Annotated in this window: 14 protein-coding genes and 1 pseudogene; 7 read left to right on the forward strand and 8 right to left on the reverse strand. The window is 34.9% G+C overall.

Annotated elements, in window-relative coordinates; all coding sequences use genetic code 11:
• Positions 1–10: 10 nt before the first annotated feature.
• Both AC4E8A_RS20940 and AC4E8A_RS20945 read right to left on the reverse strand, forming a co-directional pair.
• Positions 11–454, reverse strand: a complete 444-nt coding sequence (locus AC4E8A_RS20940) for a hypothetical protein (protein WP_490195712.1) — start codon at positions 452–454, stop codon at positions 11–13.
• Positions 455–1,854: 1,400 nt separating this feature from the next.
• Positions 1,855–2,295 carry a hypothetical protein gene (locus AC4E8A_RS20945; protein ID WP_490195713.1) on the reverse strand — a complete coding sequence of 147 codons (441 nt, stop codon included), beginning with the start codon at positions 2,293–2,295 and terminating at the stop codon, positions 1,855–1,857.
• Between the two features lie 810 nt (positions 2,296–3,105).
• Between AC4E8A_RS20945 and AC4E8A_RS20950 the strand changes: the two genes are divergently transcribed.
• The gene (locus tag AC4E8A_RS20950; RefSeq protein WP_490195714.1) at positions 3,106–4,770 is read left to right on the forward strand and encodes a LysM peptidoglycan-binding domain-containing protein; all 1,665 of its coding nucleotides are present in this window, start codon (positions 3,106–3,108) and stop codon (positions 4,768–4,770) included.
• Positions 4,771–4,847: 77 nt separating this feature from the next.
• On the opposite strand, the gene AC4E8A_RS20955 is transcribed toward AC4E8A_RS20950, so the two are convergent.
• The gene (locus AC4E8A_RS20955; RefSeq protein ID WP_490195715.1) at positions 4,848–5,495 is read right to left on the reverse strand and encodes a hypothetical protein; all 648 of its coding nucleotides are present in this window, start codon (positions 5,493–5,495) and stop codon (positions 4,848–4,850) included.
• Between the two features lie 671 nt (positions 5,496–6,166).
• On the opposite strand from AC4E8A_RS20955, the gene AC4E8A_RS20960 reads away from it, so the two are divergent.
• From AC4E8A_RS20960 to AC4E8A_RS20975, 4 genes are all read left to right on the forward strand, one after another.
• A complete protein-coding gene (locus AC4E8A_RS20960) occupies positions 6,167–6,778 on the forward strand; it encodes a sigma-70 family RNA polymerase sigma factor (protein ID WP_490195716.1) in 612 nt (203 codons plus the stop codon).
• Between the two features lie 5 nt (positions 6,779–6,783).
• Complete coding sequence (locus AC4E8A_RS20965; protein ID WP_490195717.1) at positions 6,784–6,948, forward strand: YvrJ family protein; 165 nt, start codon at positions 6,784–6,786, stop codon at positions 6,946–6,948.
• Between the two features lie 5 nt (positions 6,949–6,953).
• Positions 6,954–7,199 carry a helix-turn-helix domain-containing protein gene (locus tag AC4E8A_RS20970; RefSeq protein WP_490195718.1) on the forward strand — a complete coding sequence of 82 codons (246 nt, stop codon included), beginning with the start codon at positions 6,954–6,956 and terminating at the stop codon, positions 7,197–7,199.
• A gap of 165 nt (positions 7,200–7,364) precedes the next feature.
• Positions 7,365–7,553, forward strand: coding sequence for a hypothetical protein (locus tag AC4E8A_RS20975; RefSeq protein WP_490195719.1), 189 nt, complete (start codon positions 7,365–7,367; stop codon positions 7,551–7,553).
• A gap of 13 nt (positions 7,554–7,566) precedes the next feature.
• Here AC4E8A_RS20975 and AC4E8A_RS20980 read toward each other — a convergent pair.
• From AC4E8A_RS20980 to AC4E8A_RS20995, 4 genes and pseudogenes are all read right to left on the reverse strand, one after another.
• Positions 7,567–7,847: pseudogene (locus AC4E8A_RS20980) on the reverse strand (AbrB/MazE/SpoVT family DNA-binding domain-containing protein).
• 133 nt (positions 7,848–7,980) lie between these two features.
• Positions 7,981–8,229: a DUF3006 domain-containing protein gene (locus AC4E8A_RS20985; RefSeq protein WP_490195720.1), complete on the reverse strand. Its 249-nt coding sequence runs from the start codon at positions 8,227–8,229 to the stop codon at positions 7,981–7,983.
• Complete coding sequence (locus AC4E8A_RS20990) at positions 8,216–9,922, reverse strand: S-layer homology domain-containing protein (protein ID WP_490195721.1); 1,707 nt, start codon at positions 9,920–9,922, stop codon at positions 8,216–8,218. Before AC4E8A_RS20990 ends, AC4E8A_RS20985 begins: the two co-directional genes overlap by 14 nt.
• Positions 9,923–10,123: 201 nt before the next feature.
• Positions 10,124–11,254 carry a phospholipase D-like domain-containing protein gene (locus tag AC4E8A_RS20995; RefSeq protein ID WP_490195722.1) on the reverse strand — a complete coding sequence of 377 codons (1,131 nt, stop codon included), beginning with the start codon at positions 11,252–11,254 and terminating at the stop codon, positions 10,124–10,126.
• A gap of 154 nt (positions 11,255–11,408) precedes the next feature.
• On the opposite strand from AC4E8A_RS20995, the gene AC4E8A_RS21000 reads away from it, so the two are divergent.
• Together AC4E8A_RS21000 and AC4E8A_RS21005 are read left to right on the forward strand one after the other, a co-directional pair.
• Positions 11,409–12,908 (forward strand): ATP-binding protein, encoded by a 1,500-nt coding sequence (locus AC4E8A_RS21000; protein ID WP_490195723.1) that lies wholly within the window; start codon positions 11,409–11,411, stop codon positions 12,906–12,908.
• A 749-nt stretch (positions 12,909–13,657) separates the two neighbouring features.
• Positions 13,658–14,701, forward strand: coding sequence for an IS30 family transposase (locus AC4E8A_RS21005; protein ID WP_490193527.1), 1,044 nt, complete (start codon positions 13,658–13,660; stop codon positions 14,699–14,701).
• 287 nt (positions 14,702–14,988) lie between these two features.
• On the opposite strand, the gene AC4E8A_RS21010 is transcribed toward AC4E8A_RS21005, so the two are convergent.
• Positions 14,989–17,475: an S-layer homology domain-containing protein gene (locus AC4E8A_RS21010; protein WP_490195724.1), complete on the reverse strand. Its 2,487-nt coding sequence runs from the start codon at positions 17,473–17,475 to the stop codon at positions 14,989–14,991.
• Positions 17,476–17,906: the final 431 nt, after the last annotated feature.

Here is a 17,906-nt window from a genome sequence, read left to right on the forward strand (position 1 = left end):
ACATGTATTTTTATTTTACAACATTTATTGATGTCCAAACTGACCCTAAGTAATTATTACGAGCAGAATCAGAATATAGATATACCATGACTTCATAATAATCATTTGGTTCATCATAGGAACTATAGTCTCTTACGAGATCCCAGCTGAAGTACTTCGTTGGAGACTGGTTTGAAAAATATCCGCTGAATTTTTCAGGACTTGCAGTGTGGCCCCATTGATCTACTATTTCCATTGAATAATACAGCTTCCCACATTGACCATTTTGAGTTACCCAAGCATCAATTGTTCCAGCACCTTTATAGTAAGTGTAGTAATCTGACCATACGTCAACTTTACAACTTCCTTTGGTAAAGGTTGGACCAACACTTGAAGCAGCACTAGCGCTTCCTATGCTCGTAAATATTAATCCAATAACAAATATTGACGTTATAATAAGTTTAAAAGTTTTCAAATAAATCCCTCCCTAATGTTTTATCTTATCCTTGTTTGTTGCTCCAATTTAACTACCAGAATTCCCGTATATGCATGACCTAAGTAAATTCGATGAACAGTATAAGTAACCAAAGTAACCTTAACCAGATCTTTTCTGTAAGAATATAATTTCTAACCTTATTTATCCCCACTGAAATATTTTGTGGGATATTGACTTTAGAAACACCCACTGATTTAAAATAAAACCTTCATACTATAAGATCCTCTTCCCAAGGCATCCAATAGTGCCTGCACAGAATAATAAGTATAGTAATTACTATTGAATTCTACTTTGCAATTTCCACTCGTTCAATCTTTACCATTATTTGATGCTGAACTAGTCTGACTTACCTGAGAGACACGAACAAGAAGTGAATTCACTAATTTTATACATTTTTAACAAAAACCCCCTTTCCTAAAATTCTAATTTATCTTAACATATTGAAAATAATATTTGAGGAAATATAACCATAAGAATAAATATTGTAGAAAAATGCAGTATTTTGAATAATAAGTATGGTTTCACTCACAATTTGAGTATATTTGACGGATTATAAGTAAAGTTTAGTAGCAAATATAGACGTGCTAAATATTTGCTCATCGGTTTCTATTAGGTTTCTTTCTGAAAAATTAAGATTTTATCCGGCATGACTGGTGTGTGTGACTTGGAAAAGCGACAGCTTTTCGCAGATTTACAAATCAACTGGAGTCATTCAGTTTAAGCTACTTTATTTATTAGACTCTAAGCTGACTCAAGCCACTTCTGTAAGGGAACCTTAAAGAAATATTGCCTTAAAGCAAAATTCTAAAGGAGTGATGCTAAGCGCTTTACAACCGTGAATCTTACGATATATTAGATTTTTGCTATTTTGAAATGATGCATCAGGACTGATTAATAAGCTGGCGACACATTCTCTCTGTTCTCAGCTCAAAGCGATGAAAGAATCATTGATGACCGAATGGAGTTAGAGTTGATTTTGAAGGAGGGAACTCGCATGAAGGAAGCCGTTGGAAGAGTATGTACTTTGAGGTGATACTGAATGGTTGAGTTAGCGGTTGGAAAGTTCATAGAGGTTACAAACTGAGGTATAGCGAATGGTTTGACCTCAACCTCGGTGGTGCAGAGTGTTGTCAAGCCGTCTGGTAATTAGGAGAGACTGGAAAGTCATAAATTCCGTTATAATTTGTAGCAAATGAAACCTATGAGGTAGATTTATAGATTATTTTAGGGAAGCCTGAAAAGCCTCCCTTTCTTTAAATGGAAATAAATCCTCAAGTATAGGACAAAGTGAATTCCCTAATTGTTTTTAAGAATCTCTACTTAAACAAATAGGGAAGTAAGATATAATAAATATATACTATTAAAAAGCAAAAAACTCTTTAATAGTGAATTCTAAATGAGTTTGAATAAGCACTTCCTAAATCAAAATCATCATTAGCGTAGTTTCTCAAATTTAACCTATACGTGCCAGAAGATCCAAAATGCTGATTAATGTTTATTTTTTTCACAGGCGAACTAGTTGTAAAATATCCATTATAAGATGTTAAAGTCTTATGTAATTTCCAGCTTCCATTTACATACTTCTCAATAAAAACGTAATAATACATTCTATCTCCACCGCAAGTGCTTGAAGGTTTATTAGCGTAAAAATCCACTGTACTTGCCCCAGGTTGATAATAATTGGAGGCATCGACCCAAACTCTTATAGAACAAGGCGTACTTGACGAGCCCCCATTCCATGCAGCGCTAGTCTCATTAATTGACAAGAAAAATACCGAAAATATTAACGGAACGATTAAAAACATTTTTTTTAGTTTCATTAGAATTACACCTCACTAAAGATTTTCATACAATTCTTATATTCTTTCTTGCTATTCCACGTTCTTTTGCCTTAGCCAGTATCTGAATAAAGGATTATCAACATTAAATGCTTCGAAGTACCCAATTTATGATGGTCAGGCATACTCTTTTGCTGCACAATTACCTCTTACATAATCAGCAACCGACACATTACTTATTGAAATTCTTCAATAGCAGCTAATTAAATATCAGGGATACCTGTACTAATTTATTTTTCATTCTTACTCTCCCTCCTTTATTTGTAATTCTTTTAAACAATTACATATTAACACAAAAAATTACAAAAATATCAATTTATTCCTACAAGAATATTTTTTGTATGATTATGTAAAATAAGATCCTATGATAGTATTAGTAACTTTAATATATATATAAGCTATCGTCATTTTTTACTCTTTTGGTGTTATAAATAATAGAAGAAACTCGTATTTAAGAGGAGATAGTTAACCCACAATTACCTTGATAAGATTACTATGAGAAAATTGTATTCCATAACCATAGAAAATCACGTAAAGATTGTTTAACTGGGCAAATTAATTACTTAAAATCATACTTAATAAAAGGGGCCCAAAAGAAACAATCAAGCCCTGCTATATTAGATACTTCTCCGTGATAAGAGCATGTAATCAGAGGTTGTATAGGGAAATTGATGCTAATAAAAAACATTTTTAAAAATTTTTCAACTTAAAGTTGTTATTATGCCGGCACAGGTTTCTATATGAGATACAGTTGGCCAACTGAATCATATTAGAAAAGAGATGGTATTCATTATGGCAACAACCTATTCAACAACTACTTACACAGTAAAATCTGGTGACAACTTAGGTAGTATCGCCCTTAAGTTTGATATGACACTGGCTGAAATTATGTCTTTGAATAATATTAGTGACCCGGATAGGATTCAAATCGGACAAGTTCTGAAAGTCTATAGTACCGGTTCAGGCGGCGGGTCAACTCGCCCAACTACTACTTATACTATAAAATCTGGTGACAACTTAGGTAGCATTGCCCTCAAGTTTGATATGACACTGGCTGAAATTATGTCTTTGAATAATATTAGTGACCCGGATAGGATTCAAATCGGACAAGTTCTGAAAGTTTATAGTACCGGTTCAGGCGGTGGGTCAACTCGCCCAACTACTACTTATACTATAAAATCTGGTGACAACTTAGGTAGCATTGCCCTCAAGTTTGATATGACACTGGCTGAAATTATGTCTTTGAATAATATTAGTGACCCGGATAGGATTCAAATCGGACAAGTTCTGAAAGTTTATAGTACCGGTTCAGGCGGTGGGTCAACTCGCCCAACTACTACTTATACTATAAAATCTGGTGACAACTTAGGTAGCATTGCCCTCAAGTTTGATATGACATTGGCTGAAATTATGTCTTTAAATAATATTAGTGACCCGGATAGTATTCAAATAGGACAGGTGTTAAAAGTCTACGACAATGATAGCGGATCAGGTTCAGGCGGGGGTTCAACTCACCCAACGACGACTTATACTGTGAAATCTGGTGACAACTTAGGCAGCATCGCAATCAAGTTTGATATGACGCTGGCCGAAATTATGTCTTTGAATAATATTAGTGACCCGGATAGGATTCAAATCGGGCAAGTCTTGAAAGTTTATGACAATGGAAGTGGTTCTGGTGATACTGACTCTGGAGGTTCTACGCCTAAAACAACAACTTACACAGTTCAACCTGGAGATAATCTGGGCAGCATTGCACAACGATTTGGAATGTCCCTCTCTGAGATTCAGTCGTTGAATAACATTAGTGATCCTGACAAGATTCAAGTTGGACAAGTGCTGGAGGTTTATGACAATGAAACTGATTCTGGTGGAGGATCTAATCCTGGAACAGGAGATATTGGCGATGGTGATGCAAATGTCACTCGTGTAACCGAAAGCCAACTAAATGAACTTGGTTGGTCAAGTAAATACCTTACCGATGCAATCGTTCAGGATTTAAATAATTGTTTGGAAAGATTTGATATCACAACTCGTTCAAGAATTTGTCACTTCCTTTCCCAATGTAGTGTAGAATCCCAAGCTGGCTACTATCGTGAAGAGATTGCTAGTGGCTGGGATTACGAAGGAAGGGAAGATTTAGGGAATACTCAACCTGGTGATGGTCCTAAATTCAAAGGGGGCGGTTATATTCAAATGACTGGTCGTTATAATTACACGCAATTTGCTAACTTTATCGGTGATCCTGAGGTTATAAATCAAGGCGTTGAATATGTTGCTACTTATTACCCATGGACTAGTGCAGGTTTTTGGTGGCACAACAATAATATGAATGCTTTATGTGACACCAATCCTTCAGTACGAGCAGTAACAATTCGGGTTAATGGTGCTATTCGTGAAACGACTCACCTAGATCGACGTGAAATGTATTACAACAGAGCCATTCAAATATTTTAATAACTACTAAAACTCAAGGGGATGTTCAATATAAATGAACATCCCCTTTTCTGTGTACTATATTAAATAATTTAATTTTATGGAAACAAAACATCAGGGTCGGTCTCTATCTTCCCTGTTTTAATATCTACGCCGTATCGCCCAATTGTAGCAGAACGTCCTGAATAGAGGGTGGAATATCTTACTATAACGTAATCATTTACTTGGCCATCATAACTAACAAAATGATCCTTATCTTCAATTAATTCATCTTTACTACGCAAATAGTCTTTGACTATAGAAATTGCTTTATTCTGTTCTTCTATAGGGGTATCTGTACGAAGATCATTATTCTGGGTTGCATTTTTATTGTTAGAGTTTTCTGCGTTCTGCTGTGTATTATTTTCTTCTTTTACAGTTTGATTGTCTGTCTCGGCTTTTGATAGGTTTTCTTCAGAATCATCACCATTGTTTTGATTTTGCTTGTTTTCTGCTGAAGTGCTATTTCCATTCGAGCTGCCATTTTCATCTTTGTTTTCAGATAAATCATCAGATGACTCTTTTGTGGATCCTTCCGACTCTGTTGAGGAATCTGATTCAGTATTAGATTCTAAGATCGATGAGGATTCAGTCGTTGAAGAATTTACTTTGGTTTCCTTGTCTGTATCGTCTGAACACCCAACTAGTAATAGAACGAACATTAGTAGAACAGTACTGCAATTAAACACTTTGTTTATTTTCTTCATGTAACCATCCCTCTCATTTTATGACAAGCTTCTCACTTAATTTTCCGCTACTGTATCACTAGTAATTTCACAACTTTGTTTTCTGTACTAGTAACAGAATTGGATACCCACTCCATATTAACCTATTGTCACCAGCATGTAAATTGTCGAATTGTACTAGATTTTGGATAAAGACAACAGTATATTTCCATAAAAATACTGGAACAAAGTTGTGAAAATTCTATTAGAGACTTCTTTATTATTTAAGAAAAGAGGAGGTAGATATATTTTATTTAATAAGCAAAAAGTCTAAGATCACCACTTTACAACAGCTCTTTTATACCTAAAAAGCAGGGGGATTTTGTCAAAAAAGCTAGATTATAAAGGTCTAAAACGGTATAATTAAGGTATATTGATTTTAACCAGTAGCTTGTTCTTCATCCCAAAAATACCCCTTAAAAGACTAATCAGTTAGTCATTTTTTTTACATCTAAAATAGAACATACGTTCTCTTTCAGAGGGGGTGATGAGGGCAATAATTCTCTTATTATCTGGTTAAAAGTACAGAAGGTTGAAAAAAAAAAGAATTGTATCAGTCATAAAGTATGGACGACTAATTAATTAGTCATTTTTTTACACCTAAAAATAGAACATACGTTCTTTCCCGGAGTAGAAGGAGGTGTTTTTTCACGTTGTCACATGTTGGAGATCCCGATAGTCAGAGAAAAAAATACGAGGAGTATATCAGCCAAAATAAGAACTTTTTTGATAATAACTTGATAAAGACATTCTTAGAAGTCAAGGAAAATGAAGACCTATTAATCGAGACAATTTGTAAACCTTCTGAAAACAATAAAACTCTTTTGGATAGGAAATTTAAAAACTTTTATTTCAACATCAAATTTACTTCATATATTTCTTCAGCCCTTTATTTTAATGCTATAAATTTTGACAAAAGGCATAGAAAAATACAAAAACGACATCCACTAACTGTTGATAAACCTACCGGAGAATCTGAAGGCGGCAGCACTTTTAAAGACCAGATACCTGATAGCAATGCAGAAATCAAACTTGAATCTGTCACCGGGAGTAAAAATATATTGGATTATATTGAAGATCCGATACTTTATGAAGCATTAAAAACTTTAACTAAAAAACAAATTGAAATCCTAAATCTTGCCTATATAAATGGTTTATCCGATACAGAAATAGCTCTCATTTTAAAAAGGTCTCAGCAAACAATATCGAAAACTCATAAGAAAGCACTTCAAAATATTTATAACTTTATGGTTAAAGGAGAGTGAAGAACATGGCTACAGTTGATATGTCCCAATGGGTCATTATACTTGGTAATTTTGGTTTCCCAATTGCGATAACTATTTATTTATTTGTGAGGTTTGAAAAGAAAATAGACAAACTAGAATCGGTCATAACAAAGCTTGGAGATGTCATCAAAGAAAGTAGGAAGGGATGAGCACTATGCCTTTAGCGTTATATGACTTAGTAAAGGAATCCAAACAGAATAATCACGCCATGAATGAACTAATTAAATTATTTGAACCTAAGCTAAAAAAGTCATTATCCATGACTCACTATGATCAAAGAGAGGATTTAAATCAAGAGTTGAAGTATAGGTTAATCACATATATACAAAGATATAATGTAGACTCAATACCTGGATTTTGGGAGTTAAAAGATCAGCTTGAGAATAATAAAGCGGTTTAACGATAGAGTTTTTTATTTCAAAAACAACTAATAAAGTGTTGGGTTTTCGTCTGTTGCATAAAAAGGGGCCATAAATATTAAATTAGTGTGTATACAATTATGCTCTTTTTGTCTCTTGTAGGATGTTCTCCTGACTCTAGGGACCCTTTAGGTGAGGATGGTGAAATGTTGAATAGTAATTATTTTGGATTAAAGGCTGAGCTTGCTGAAATTAAGTTAAAGCTAGCACATATAGGATTATCACTTTGTGATAAAAATACTTCTAGTGAAGAGGCAGCTGAGGAATTAATGGATGCAATAAGGCTGTTTGAGGAGCTTGAAGATAGGTTAAGAAAAAATGCCCCCACAAATTAGTGAGGGGCTTTGTTTAACTCGTTACTAACTTCTTCTGAAGTTCTTGAGTGAGTATCTCTGCACCTTTGCGACTAATAATCAGGTCACTATCTGAAAGCTTAATGTTCTCATTTGAAACTTCACCTGTAATAAAGCAGGCCATGTTTGGTTTATATTTTTGTAATATTACTTTTCCCCATCCATGAATATTTCTAAAGGATCTTTAATGTTAATTCCCAAGGTTCTTCGCAACTCTCTTGGTATTACAATCCTTCCTAACTCATCTACTTTACGAACTATGCCAGTTGATTTCATTACACTCTCCCCCTTAAAATCATCTTACATTAATTGTAAGATATTCTACCGAAATTACAATATGCTTTTACAATAAAATGCAATTTTTACAAGAGTTAATAAGCCCTCATTCCTAAAGAAATGAGGGCCTATGTTACTTATTTTTATTTATCAATTTATTCAAAAGGGCATCTGCTTTTTTTCTAGCAGATTCAGTTTCTTCCTTAAGCTGAGTGAATTTCAATTCCCCGCTTGAATTACTAACTTCAATGATATCCCCTTCTTTGACTTTAAAAGGAAACATCGAAACCGGCAATTCTTTTCTTACGCTTTCGTCTTCCTTCCACAGTAAAAGGGCAATCCCATTTTCAGTTTGATCTACAGTGTATTTACCTAAATTCATCAACTAACTCCCCTTGTGAATTGTAAAGTAATGCTGCATCCCCACTATTGTTCCAGATATATCCGTTTGTCCATAAGTGATAATACGGTAGCGCCTGGTATGCATCTGGACCAGATAAAACAGTAATGTGGTTACCAGCCTCTATAAAAGATCCCTCAGGGAAATCATAGCGCTGATTTCCTTCTTCACTGATCAAATACCAACCAGATATATCTCCACCAAGAGTTGAACCATTGGATATTGTAACGGTTTCCCCTGATAAATCAACATTTGAGATATAAATATCTTCTGGCATTGGCTCTGGATCAGGTGTTGAAATAACATCTCCTTCAACATAAGTTGTTCCATCCTCATGGTACATCGTAACAACATTGTTTTCTAATGTTGAGAATAGCGCCACATTCTTAATCATCAAGCGATTTACTACCTCTGAATGAGGGTGGCCATAAGCATTATCTTCTCCATAAGAAAGAATTCCATAAGATGGATTAACTTCATCCAAGAACATTTGTGATGTACTTGTGTTTGAGCCATGATGACCGACTTTTAATACTTCTGCTTCTACATCAAATTGTTCAACCATATTTCTCTCAGCATCAATTCCTGCATCTCCTGTAAGCAAATAATCAAAATCATCTTGAGATATTTTCAATACCACAGAAGCCTCATTATTATCACTGTGACCTTCTCCACTGTTTAGTACTTGTATGTCAATTGAAGGATCAAGGTCAATCATCTCTCCAGTTTCCGCCACATGAAAATTGATATCTTTTTGATCAATTAAGGAGAGATATTCATAATACGTCTCTGACGTATGGCTCTTTCCACTGTCTAAAACTTTCTTGACTTCTTTTTCTTTTAATACATCAATTAGTCCACCTATATGATCAGCATCCGGGTGTGTCGCTACTAACAAATCAATTGTATTTATCCCAAGGGAGTCAAGATGTGATAAAACTGCTGTACTACCTTGGTATCGATTTCCACCATCAATCAAGATTGTCTTTCCTCTTGGAGTTATCATCAGTGTACTATCACCTTGACCAACATGGATGAAATGAGCTAATAAAGGATCATCTGAAGGTTTAAAATCATCATTTAAGTATCTAGCCATAAATACAGCAAAGTGCTGTCTCGATAACTTATCTTCAGGTTTAAATGTTCTGTTATCATAACCAGTGGTTATACGATTAGCTGCTAAGGTATCTACATAGTCTACTGCCCAGTGTTCTTCAGTTACATCTTTGAAAGACTTATAGTATGTACCTGTAAGATTATAGGCTTCTACTAATATTTTTGCCATTTGACTTCTTTTTAAAGGACCAAACTTATCGAAGTACTTGGAACCGTCACTCGCTGTTTTTCCGCCTACTATTCCAATTTGTACACCTTTAGCAATGACATCATATCCATAATCTCCAGGTCGTACATCTGTAAATCCAGGGTCAGGTGCATTAGAATAATCTGTAATTCCCATTTCCCTTAAAATCATTTGAACAGCTTGGACCCGCTTAATGGGATCTTCGGGTCTAAAGGTGCCATCATCATATCCATTGATGATTCTAAGGTTGGTAAGATAGTTAATTTCGTCTTCATACATGTTCACATCATCAAATGAACTGGCTGCATCTGCACTAGGTATGAAACTTATAATAACTAGCACACTCAGAAACAAAGAAATTATTCTTCTCATAACCATTTCTCCTTTTCTCTAATTTTAACAAATTATACAGGAAAATGGAATTTTTGCATGCCAACAATAAAAAAAATATAGCATAGTGAATATGCAGCCTCTGTAATTTGGCTTTCTGGGTTTTAATTAAATTTGAAACTCCTGAAATTATCGAGGAGACTATAAAGAATATTCATTGTATTAAGGGATATGTAAATACTATCATTTATAATTTTCTATCAAGTCAATATTTTTAATAACAGTTCTTTTGATCATGGAGTCTTTCAACTCCTCAATTAATACTTCTAATTCATTGATACAATTCTCAATATTTTCAAAGATAATAATTATAGCAGAACCTTTCGCCTCTATCTGCTCAAACTTGGTTTGCTTTTGCTCCCTTACATAATCTGAAGCAACACTAAGAGCATCATCAAGGTTGTCTCCTAAATCAAATTCACGAAATTTACTCCACATCATTGACTCTTCAATGTTTGTTACAAAATTTGCAAGCACATCTAGTTCTGCCACAAACGAATTGACGAGATACTCTAAATCTTCTAACTTACCTGTGGCCCTCTTCACGTTAAATTCTTTTGGATATTCATTTATTAGATTTTCAACTATCTCCTCAAAACTAAAGTGGAGGGATTTGAAACTCTCCCACTTTTCTTTATTGAAGTGCGCATTATCAATATCTAGTATTTCAATCTCTGATGTAAAAGGGGGATCTCCAACCCACGTAAAAATATCTGTTCTTATGTCTTGTAATGAACTTCTTAAAATCTCTGCTAGTTCCTCCATGACTACAGCATACTCTGAGGTAGAATATAAAATGGAATTCCCCTTAATTTCATTAAATATATCTCTTGTTATTTGTGAGATTGATATTTTATCTTTTACAACCAAGCCTAATTCAAACTTCTCTTTACTAGCATCCGAAAAATTTTGGGATCCTATATACGCAACATTATTTGTCATGATTAGTTTGGCATGATTATCAAAATTAAAATATACATTTAGGTCTCCAAATTTTTGCCGTTCTAAAACCCTTAAAGTATATTTAATTTTTGTTGCAGCAGTCTTCACTGCTGAATGATCAATTCCTCCAGATTTTTTATCAATATATTCTTCTCTACGGGCTGGAATGTTTAGAATTATAGTTATAGGGATTGATTTATCTACTTTTCGTAGATCCTTTAATAACTCAGTACTTGGTTCGTATGTATTGATATTATAGGTTACTATATTAATGTATTTTGCATTGTAAAAGTCCTTAATGACCTCTTGAAATCCGTTGGCTTGATATGAGAGAACAACTTCCCCCTTAACATTTTTTATTATCTTTTTCATGTAAGATATCCTCCAGTCATTGTATAAAGCTACAATTAAATTTTTTGTGATTAATTATTTCAGTCCTTCATTTAGAAGCTAGGCAGCATAAAATTATCTATTTGATATAATAAGGAATAAAAGGTTTTCTACCATATAAAGGAGATGATAAAAAATGAAACCTGTTAACTTATATTCCATTATCTCAGCATATAAAAATCTAACACCGGAAGTCTTTGAACTTTACTTGAATAATTTCAGCATCAAAGTCAAAAAGGACGAAATTAACGATTTGCGTTGTTTAGTTAAACAGATAGTAGAGAATACAAATAAGTTTGTAATTGATATTTTAAATCAGTTCTACCTAGGTTTTACAATACAACAGATTAGCAAAGAGTTCGATTTACTACGATTTGGAAAAGATTATATTGTGAACATTGAGCTTAAAAATAGTAGTACTGAGCAAAAAATAAAAAAGCAACTACTTAAAAATAAGTATTATTTAAGTTTTCTTAAAAAGGAGCTATTTAGCTTTACTTACGTAGTTAATGAAGATAAATTATATTACCTTGACCAAAATGAAAACTTAGTTAACATTGAATTTGTTTTTCTTGTAGATAAATTACGAGATCAGGAAGTTCAAGTATTTGATGACATAAATCAACAATTTGACCCATCTCATTATTTAGTTTCTCCCTTTAACTCCACTTCCTCTTTTATAGATGGTCAGTATTTTCTTACGGACCAACAGGAAAATTTCAAAAAAGATATATTTAAACTACTAAAAAATGAGTCCGGTTCAAACTTTATTAGTATCGAGGGGGCTGCTGGGACCGGTAAAACTCTTTTAACATACGATATAGCAAAGGAATATTTAGAAAAACTAGGAAGAGTCCTAATTTTCCACTGTGGTCGATTAAACAGCGGCCATAAAATACTTAGGGATGAATATTCTTGGGAAATAGCAGTAACTAAAAATTGCGAGGATTTTTCACTTAGTGAGTTTAATCTAATTATTATTGATGAAGCACAACGAATTGAGACTAAACAACTAAATTACATTTTTGAGAATGTTGAATATTCTCAAACCAAGTGCATTTTCTCTTATGATTTTAAGCAATATTTAGCTAGTTGGGAGAAAGATAGACAGATACCCGATATAATTAAAGAAAGAGCTGCCCCTTACACTTTTAAGTTAACTGGTAAAGTTAGGAACAACAAGGAAGTTGCTTCATTTATTAAAAACTTTTTTGATTTGTCCCAGCGAAGCCCAAACCAAACTTATTCTAATATTCAGGTACAATATTTTTCAAATTTAAAAGCAGCTAAACAGTACATGCTCCTACTTAAGGATGAAGGATGGAAAAGAATTAACTTTACACCATCTAAATATAAAGAATATCCATATGACAAATACCAACTCTCTTCTGAAGAAAGCGCTCATGATGTAATTGGTCAGGAATACGATAAGGTTATTGCTGTAGTAGATGAGTACTTTTTTTATGATAAGAACGGAAAGTTATCTACCCAGGGTTGGTCTAATGATCCTTACTATCATCCGACTCAAATGCTTTTTCAAATAGTTACACGAACTAGAAAACAACTAACACTTATAGTATTAAATAATGAGGAAGTATTAAGGAAGGTCTTAAAGATTATAAATCCATCTAGATAAGTTGGAGTCCCTTCCAGACAGGAAGGGACTCTTTGGTGTCAATTCAACATACATTTATCAAGAAAAGGAGGAGCTCTTCGATACCAACCATACTCAGCAAGACATGCATGGGCAAATCCCGATTTCTTCTACGCCTAGGCTCCTGCCTGTGAAAGCAGCAGATATTCAATTAAAAGCAACTCCTGTCTTGAATGGACTCTATCATACATACAAACGAATTGCTTGATCTCACAAATTTATAAAATAAAGGTTAGCCTTTTTAAAACGGATTTATCAAGGCTTTTTTGTCATGGTAAATTTTAATATGGCTTTTCTACATTATCACAAGCAGTTCCTATTGATCATTTATTTCCCAATAAAATGCATAAAAAAGAAGTCCATCCAAGGAATTTTTGAGTGAAATCTACTCGGATGTACTTTTTGAAAGGGGCGGCTTTTCCTTTTTTAAATTTTTTATATAAAAATAGCCTAATCCACCGTCATTGTAAAGATGGGATTAGGCTATCGTCGTTATGTAATTGCTTTCAAGTCTGACAAACACATTGGCGAACTTATTAACATTTAACGTCATAGACATTGATTGAAGACATCATATTCAAATATTTCAACTTCTAATAGTTTGTTTAATTTTAAGTTATTGTCAGGTGGTTAATTGTAAAATGAAATGCAACACCAAAAAAATAGAAAAGTCATAGGGGAACCTGTAACATTAATGTCGACTAAAACAATTAATTACGGAGGTTTTCCCTATGACTCAAATTCATTCTAGCACAAAGACTCGCAGCTTTAAACACCTGAGCGATTCCGAGAGAGGAGAAATCCATGCTTACCTGAAAATGAATCTTTCTCTCAGAGAGATCGCAAAGCGTACAGGCCGTCATGTCAGTACAATCTCTCGAGAAAAGAAAAGAGGGACCGTCACGCAGTTGGATACGCGTCGTAAACCATACGAAAAATACTTTCCTGATGTCGGAGCTCATGTATATAAAGAAAACCGTCAAAACTGCGGAATGCCAACCGTTTTCATGAAATCGTGGGCCTTCATTCTCTATGCAGAAGAGAAGATGCTAGAAGATAAGTGGGCACCCGATACAATCGTCGGCCACGCGAAGAAAACTAACATTCTAAAGAACTCTTACATTCCAAGTACCAAGACCCTTTACAATTGGATAGATGCCGGTAGGCTTTCTGTTCGAAACATTGATTTAGCGATGAAATTGCGTCGCTCAACCAAGAGGAAACGGTTACGCAGACCGAAGCGCATCTTTGGTCAGAGTATTGAAGAACGTTGTGACTCCGTTGAAACAAGGGAGGAATTTGGTCACTGGGAAATTGATACGGTCATTGGACAGAAATCAAAGGACGAAGCCTTACTGACACTGATTGAGCGTAAGACGCGAAAAGAGCTCTTGATGCGATTACCAAGCAAGACAGCATCCAGTGTCCAAGACGGAATAAAACAACTATTTGCCCCATTTAAAGACAATCTTTCGAAGGTGTTCAAAAGTATCACCGCGGACAACGGTTCAGAATTTAGTGAATTAGGTGCGCTTGGTGAGAACAACGGGATTTCCGTTTACTTCTCCCATCCATATGCGTCATTCGAGAGAGGAACAAACGAACGACACAACGGGATAATCCGAAGGTTTATTAAGAAAGGGCAGCCCATCCATCGTTATACAGACAAGACGTTACAAGAGGTTGAAACCTGGATGAACGAGATGCCCCGGAAAATTCTAGATTACGAGACGCCAAATGAACAATTCGCTCGTTGTGTAGAGTTGGTGGCCTAGGCCACCAACTCTACACAACGAGAAGTTCCCCTAGGATTGTATAAGGGTGTTGCATTTAATATTGCAATTTACGGTTATTGTCAGGTTCATACGTTACCTGTTTTTTATCGAATCCTAAAAATTCATCGATTATTACTTTTAACATCGTACACCCCACTAGTCTTTTAATCTTGCAAATCAGAGTTCTAAATAAATCAACATATGAAAATAACCTGATTCCAAAAGGAACCAGGTTACATTTTATGTTTGAAAAGGAAATATCAAAATGATATGCCTTGCCAACCCAATTATTGGATATCTTTTGCTACTGTGTAGCTATCGAATGATGTTAGTGCATTACCAGCTTCATCTTCAACATCAGCTGCATCAGTAAGTTCAAGAGTTAGAGTTTGAGCAATTTGCTCACTGCTAAGACCTTGATCTCCAGCAGTTACTCCATCAGTATCAAGAGTAAGTACATATGTTGTATCAGTTGCATTACCAGATTCAGAAGCAATTACATAAGTACCTTCAAATGCTTCTCCATCTAGTAAAAGATCTAAGTCAGCTTCAGTTAAATTCGCAACTGCTTCACTGAAAGTTACTTCAATTTCAGTTCCAGATACAAGAGTAGCAGAAGTTAACTCTGGAGAAACATTTTCATCTAGATCAAGCTCGATAGGATCAACTTCTACTAAAGTTCCATCTTCTGCTTTCACACCATCAATAACAAGGTCATATGCACCAGATGCTACAATAGAACCTTCTTCGAAAGTCAGTTCTACAACTGCTTCATCATCACCATTTGAAGTTAATACAGCTGATTTAACTGTAGCACCTTCTACTTGGTAGTTTGCTTTATTAACAGCAGTTGCACCAGATAGTTTGCCGTCAAATGTCAATGTTACAACATTATCCAACTCGCCAGCTACAACAGAAAGTTCAGATGGATCAACAGCAACTTCATCTTCTCCACGAACAAATGTAACTTCATCTGCTTCGAAAGCGTTAGCTGCTTGAGAAAGATCTGTAACAAATCCATCTCCTAAATCAACTGTCCAAGTTCCTTCCGCTGCATCTTGTAGAGGGATGTTCACTTTTGAATTATCATCTTCATCTACAACAGGTACTGCATCGAAGCTTGCCGCATCATCTGTTACATAATCTACTTCTAATGTACCAGAGAATGTTTGAGATGCTTCATTACCTAATTCAACTGCTTCAGAGAATGAAAGTTGAAGGTATTCTTCACCATCTTCGTTTACTAATACACTTGAACCTTCAAGTTCAGGTGCAACATCATCAACAGACACTACGAACTGACGAGTGAATGCTTCTCCTGTATTACCTGCGATATCTTCATATGAAGTAACTTCAACCTTGTTAACTCCATCCTTAAGATCTACATTTAGGTAGTAAGTGACTGTATCTTCATCTACCTCAATATCAGCAGCGTCAACTAATACATCGTTAATTTCAAATGCTGCATCTCCTAGTTCCTCAGAGAATACTACTTTTACACGAGAGTCAGAAATAACGCTTACGCTTTCTACTTCTGGATCAACAGTATCTTCTGCTGGACGTTCAACATTTACTTTCACAGGGTTAGGTGTGATTAAGTTACCAGCAAAATCCTCAAGACCAACTATAGTCACTGTTCCTGCTTCTTCATTATCAAGATCAGTTAAATCAACTAGAATAAAATCTTGTCCATTAGTAAAAGTAGTGCTTGCAGTAACACCATTCAAAGTAACATTGCCAATATCTGCAACCGGCTCAGATAATGAAATTTTTGCAGTGTTTGAGCTTGTATAAGTAACACCAGTTACTGTTGGACGAGCTACATCATCAGCAGTAAAGAATCCAGCATAGTCTGCAAACTCGTTTCCTTCAGTATCTTCTGCACCAACAACAGTTACTGAATAACGACCATCAAATGTATCAGCAGCTGTTAATGTAAGAGTTTCGCCATCTTCACTTAATTCACCAGTAAGAGAAGTATAGTCAACCGCATCGCCAACAGTGTCAATTGTTACTACACCATCAACTAGTTCGCCTGTTTCTGCATCTGCAATAACAGAATCAACATCAACGGCTTTATTGAATTTAACTTCAACTTGTTTAGCGTTAATCGCACTTACACTTTCAACCGCTGGAGCTTCAACAGAATCTTCAACGTTCATCGCCCGGTATACAAATGTAGCAAACTGAGCACGAGATACTTTTTCGCTTGGTCGGTATTCACCGCTAGGTACAACCGTTACTCCGTTTTCTTCAAGGACTTGGATGTAATCAACATATTCAACGTTAGAAACATCAGTTAGATCAGTCAGGCTGCTTTCAAAATCTTCGCTTCCTTCAAGATCGAATGCTTCAACAAGTACTTTTGCCATCTGTTCACGAGTGATGTCGTTTGCAGGGTTGAACTTGCCGTTGTTTCCAGTGAAGATTTCTGCATTGTACACTTCGTTAACAGCTCTAACTAGTTCTTCTTCAAGTGAAACAGGAACATCAGTGAATACTTGCTCAAGTTCTCCTTCTCCTTCAATCAAACGAGAAAGAATTTTCGCAACTTGACCACGGGAAATGTAGTCATTTGGACGGAATGTGTTGTCATCATAACCTTTTACGATGTTCTCTCCTGCCAATGCCATGATTGCATCGTGATGAACGCTATCTTCAGGAACATCTGTGAAAGATGCTGCACTTGCTGCTGGTGCTACTGCAGATGCTACGATAGCAGCAGTTACAGAACCAGCTAAAAATTTACGGTAAGACTTTGGTTGGTTAGCCATTTTAAATATTTCCTCCCTTGATATGTGTTAATAATATGTTAGTAAATTAAGAGATATGTAATAGGAAAAAACTCTTAATCTAACTTACAAAAACCACAGGGTTTAGTATAGAAATTTTTAGCAGAAATGTCAAGAATTTTTATTTCTGTACTGGAAATCCAGGACCGTTCTGGAAAATTCTATTACCCACATCTCTTATTCTACAAGTTTTTCTACGGATTTCAATAGCAAATTAACATTTTTTTACCTTTTCAGCTATTTTTTTAGTAATTCCTCCAACTTCTATAAGGAATAGTCAGTAATTTACTATTTTTGAAAATTATATTTTTTGTATCACCCACTTTACGTAATATTAAACCTTTAATCCTAGTTTTGTTACACACTTGTAAACTTTCTTATAATTTATATATGCTAAAATTACTTCCATAGTA

Source organism: Bacillus sp. SRL337, from assembly GCF_984799155.1.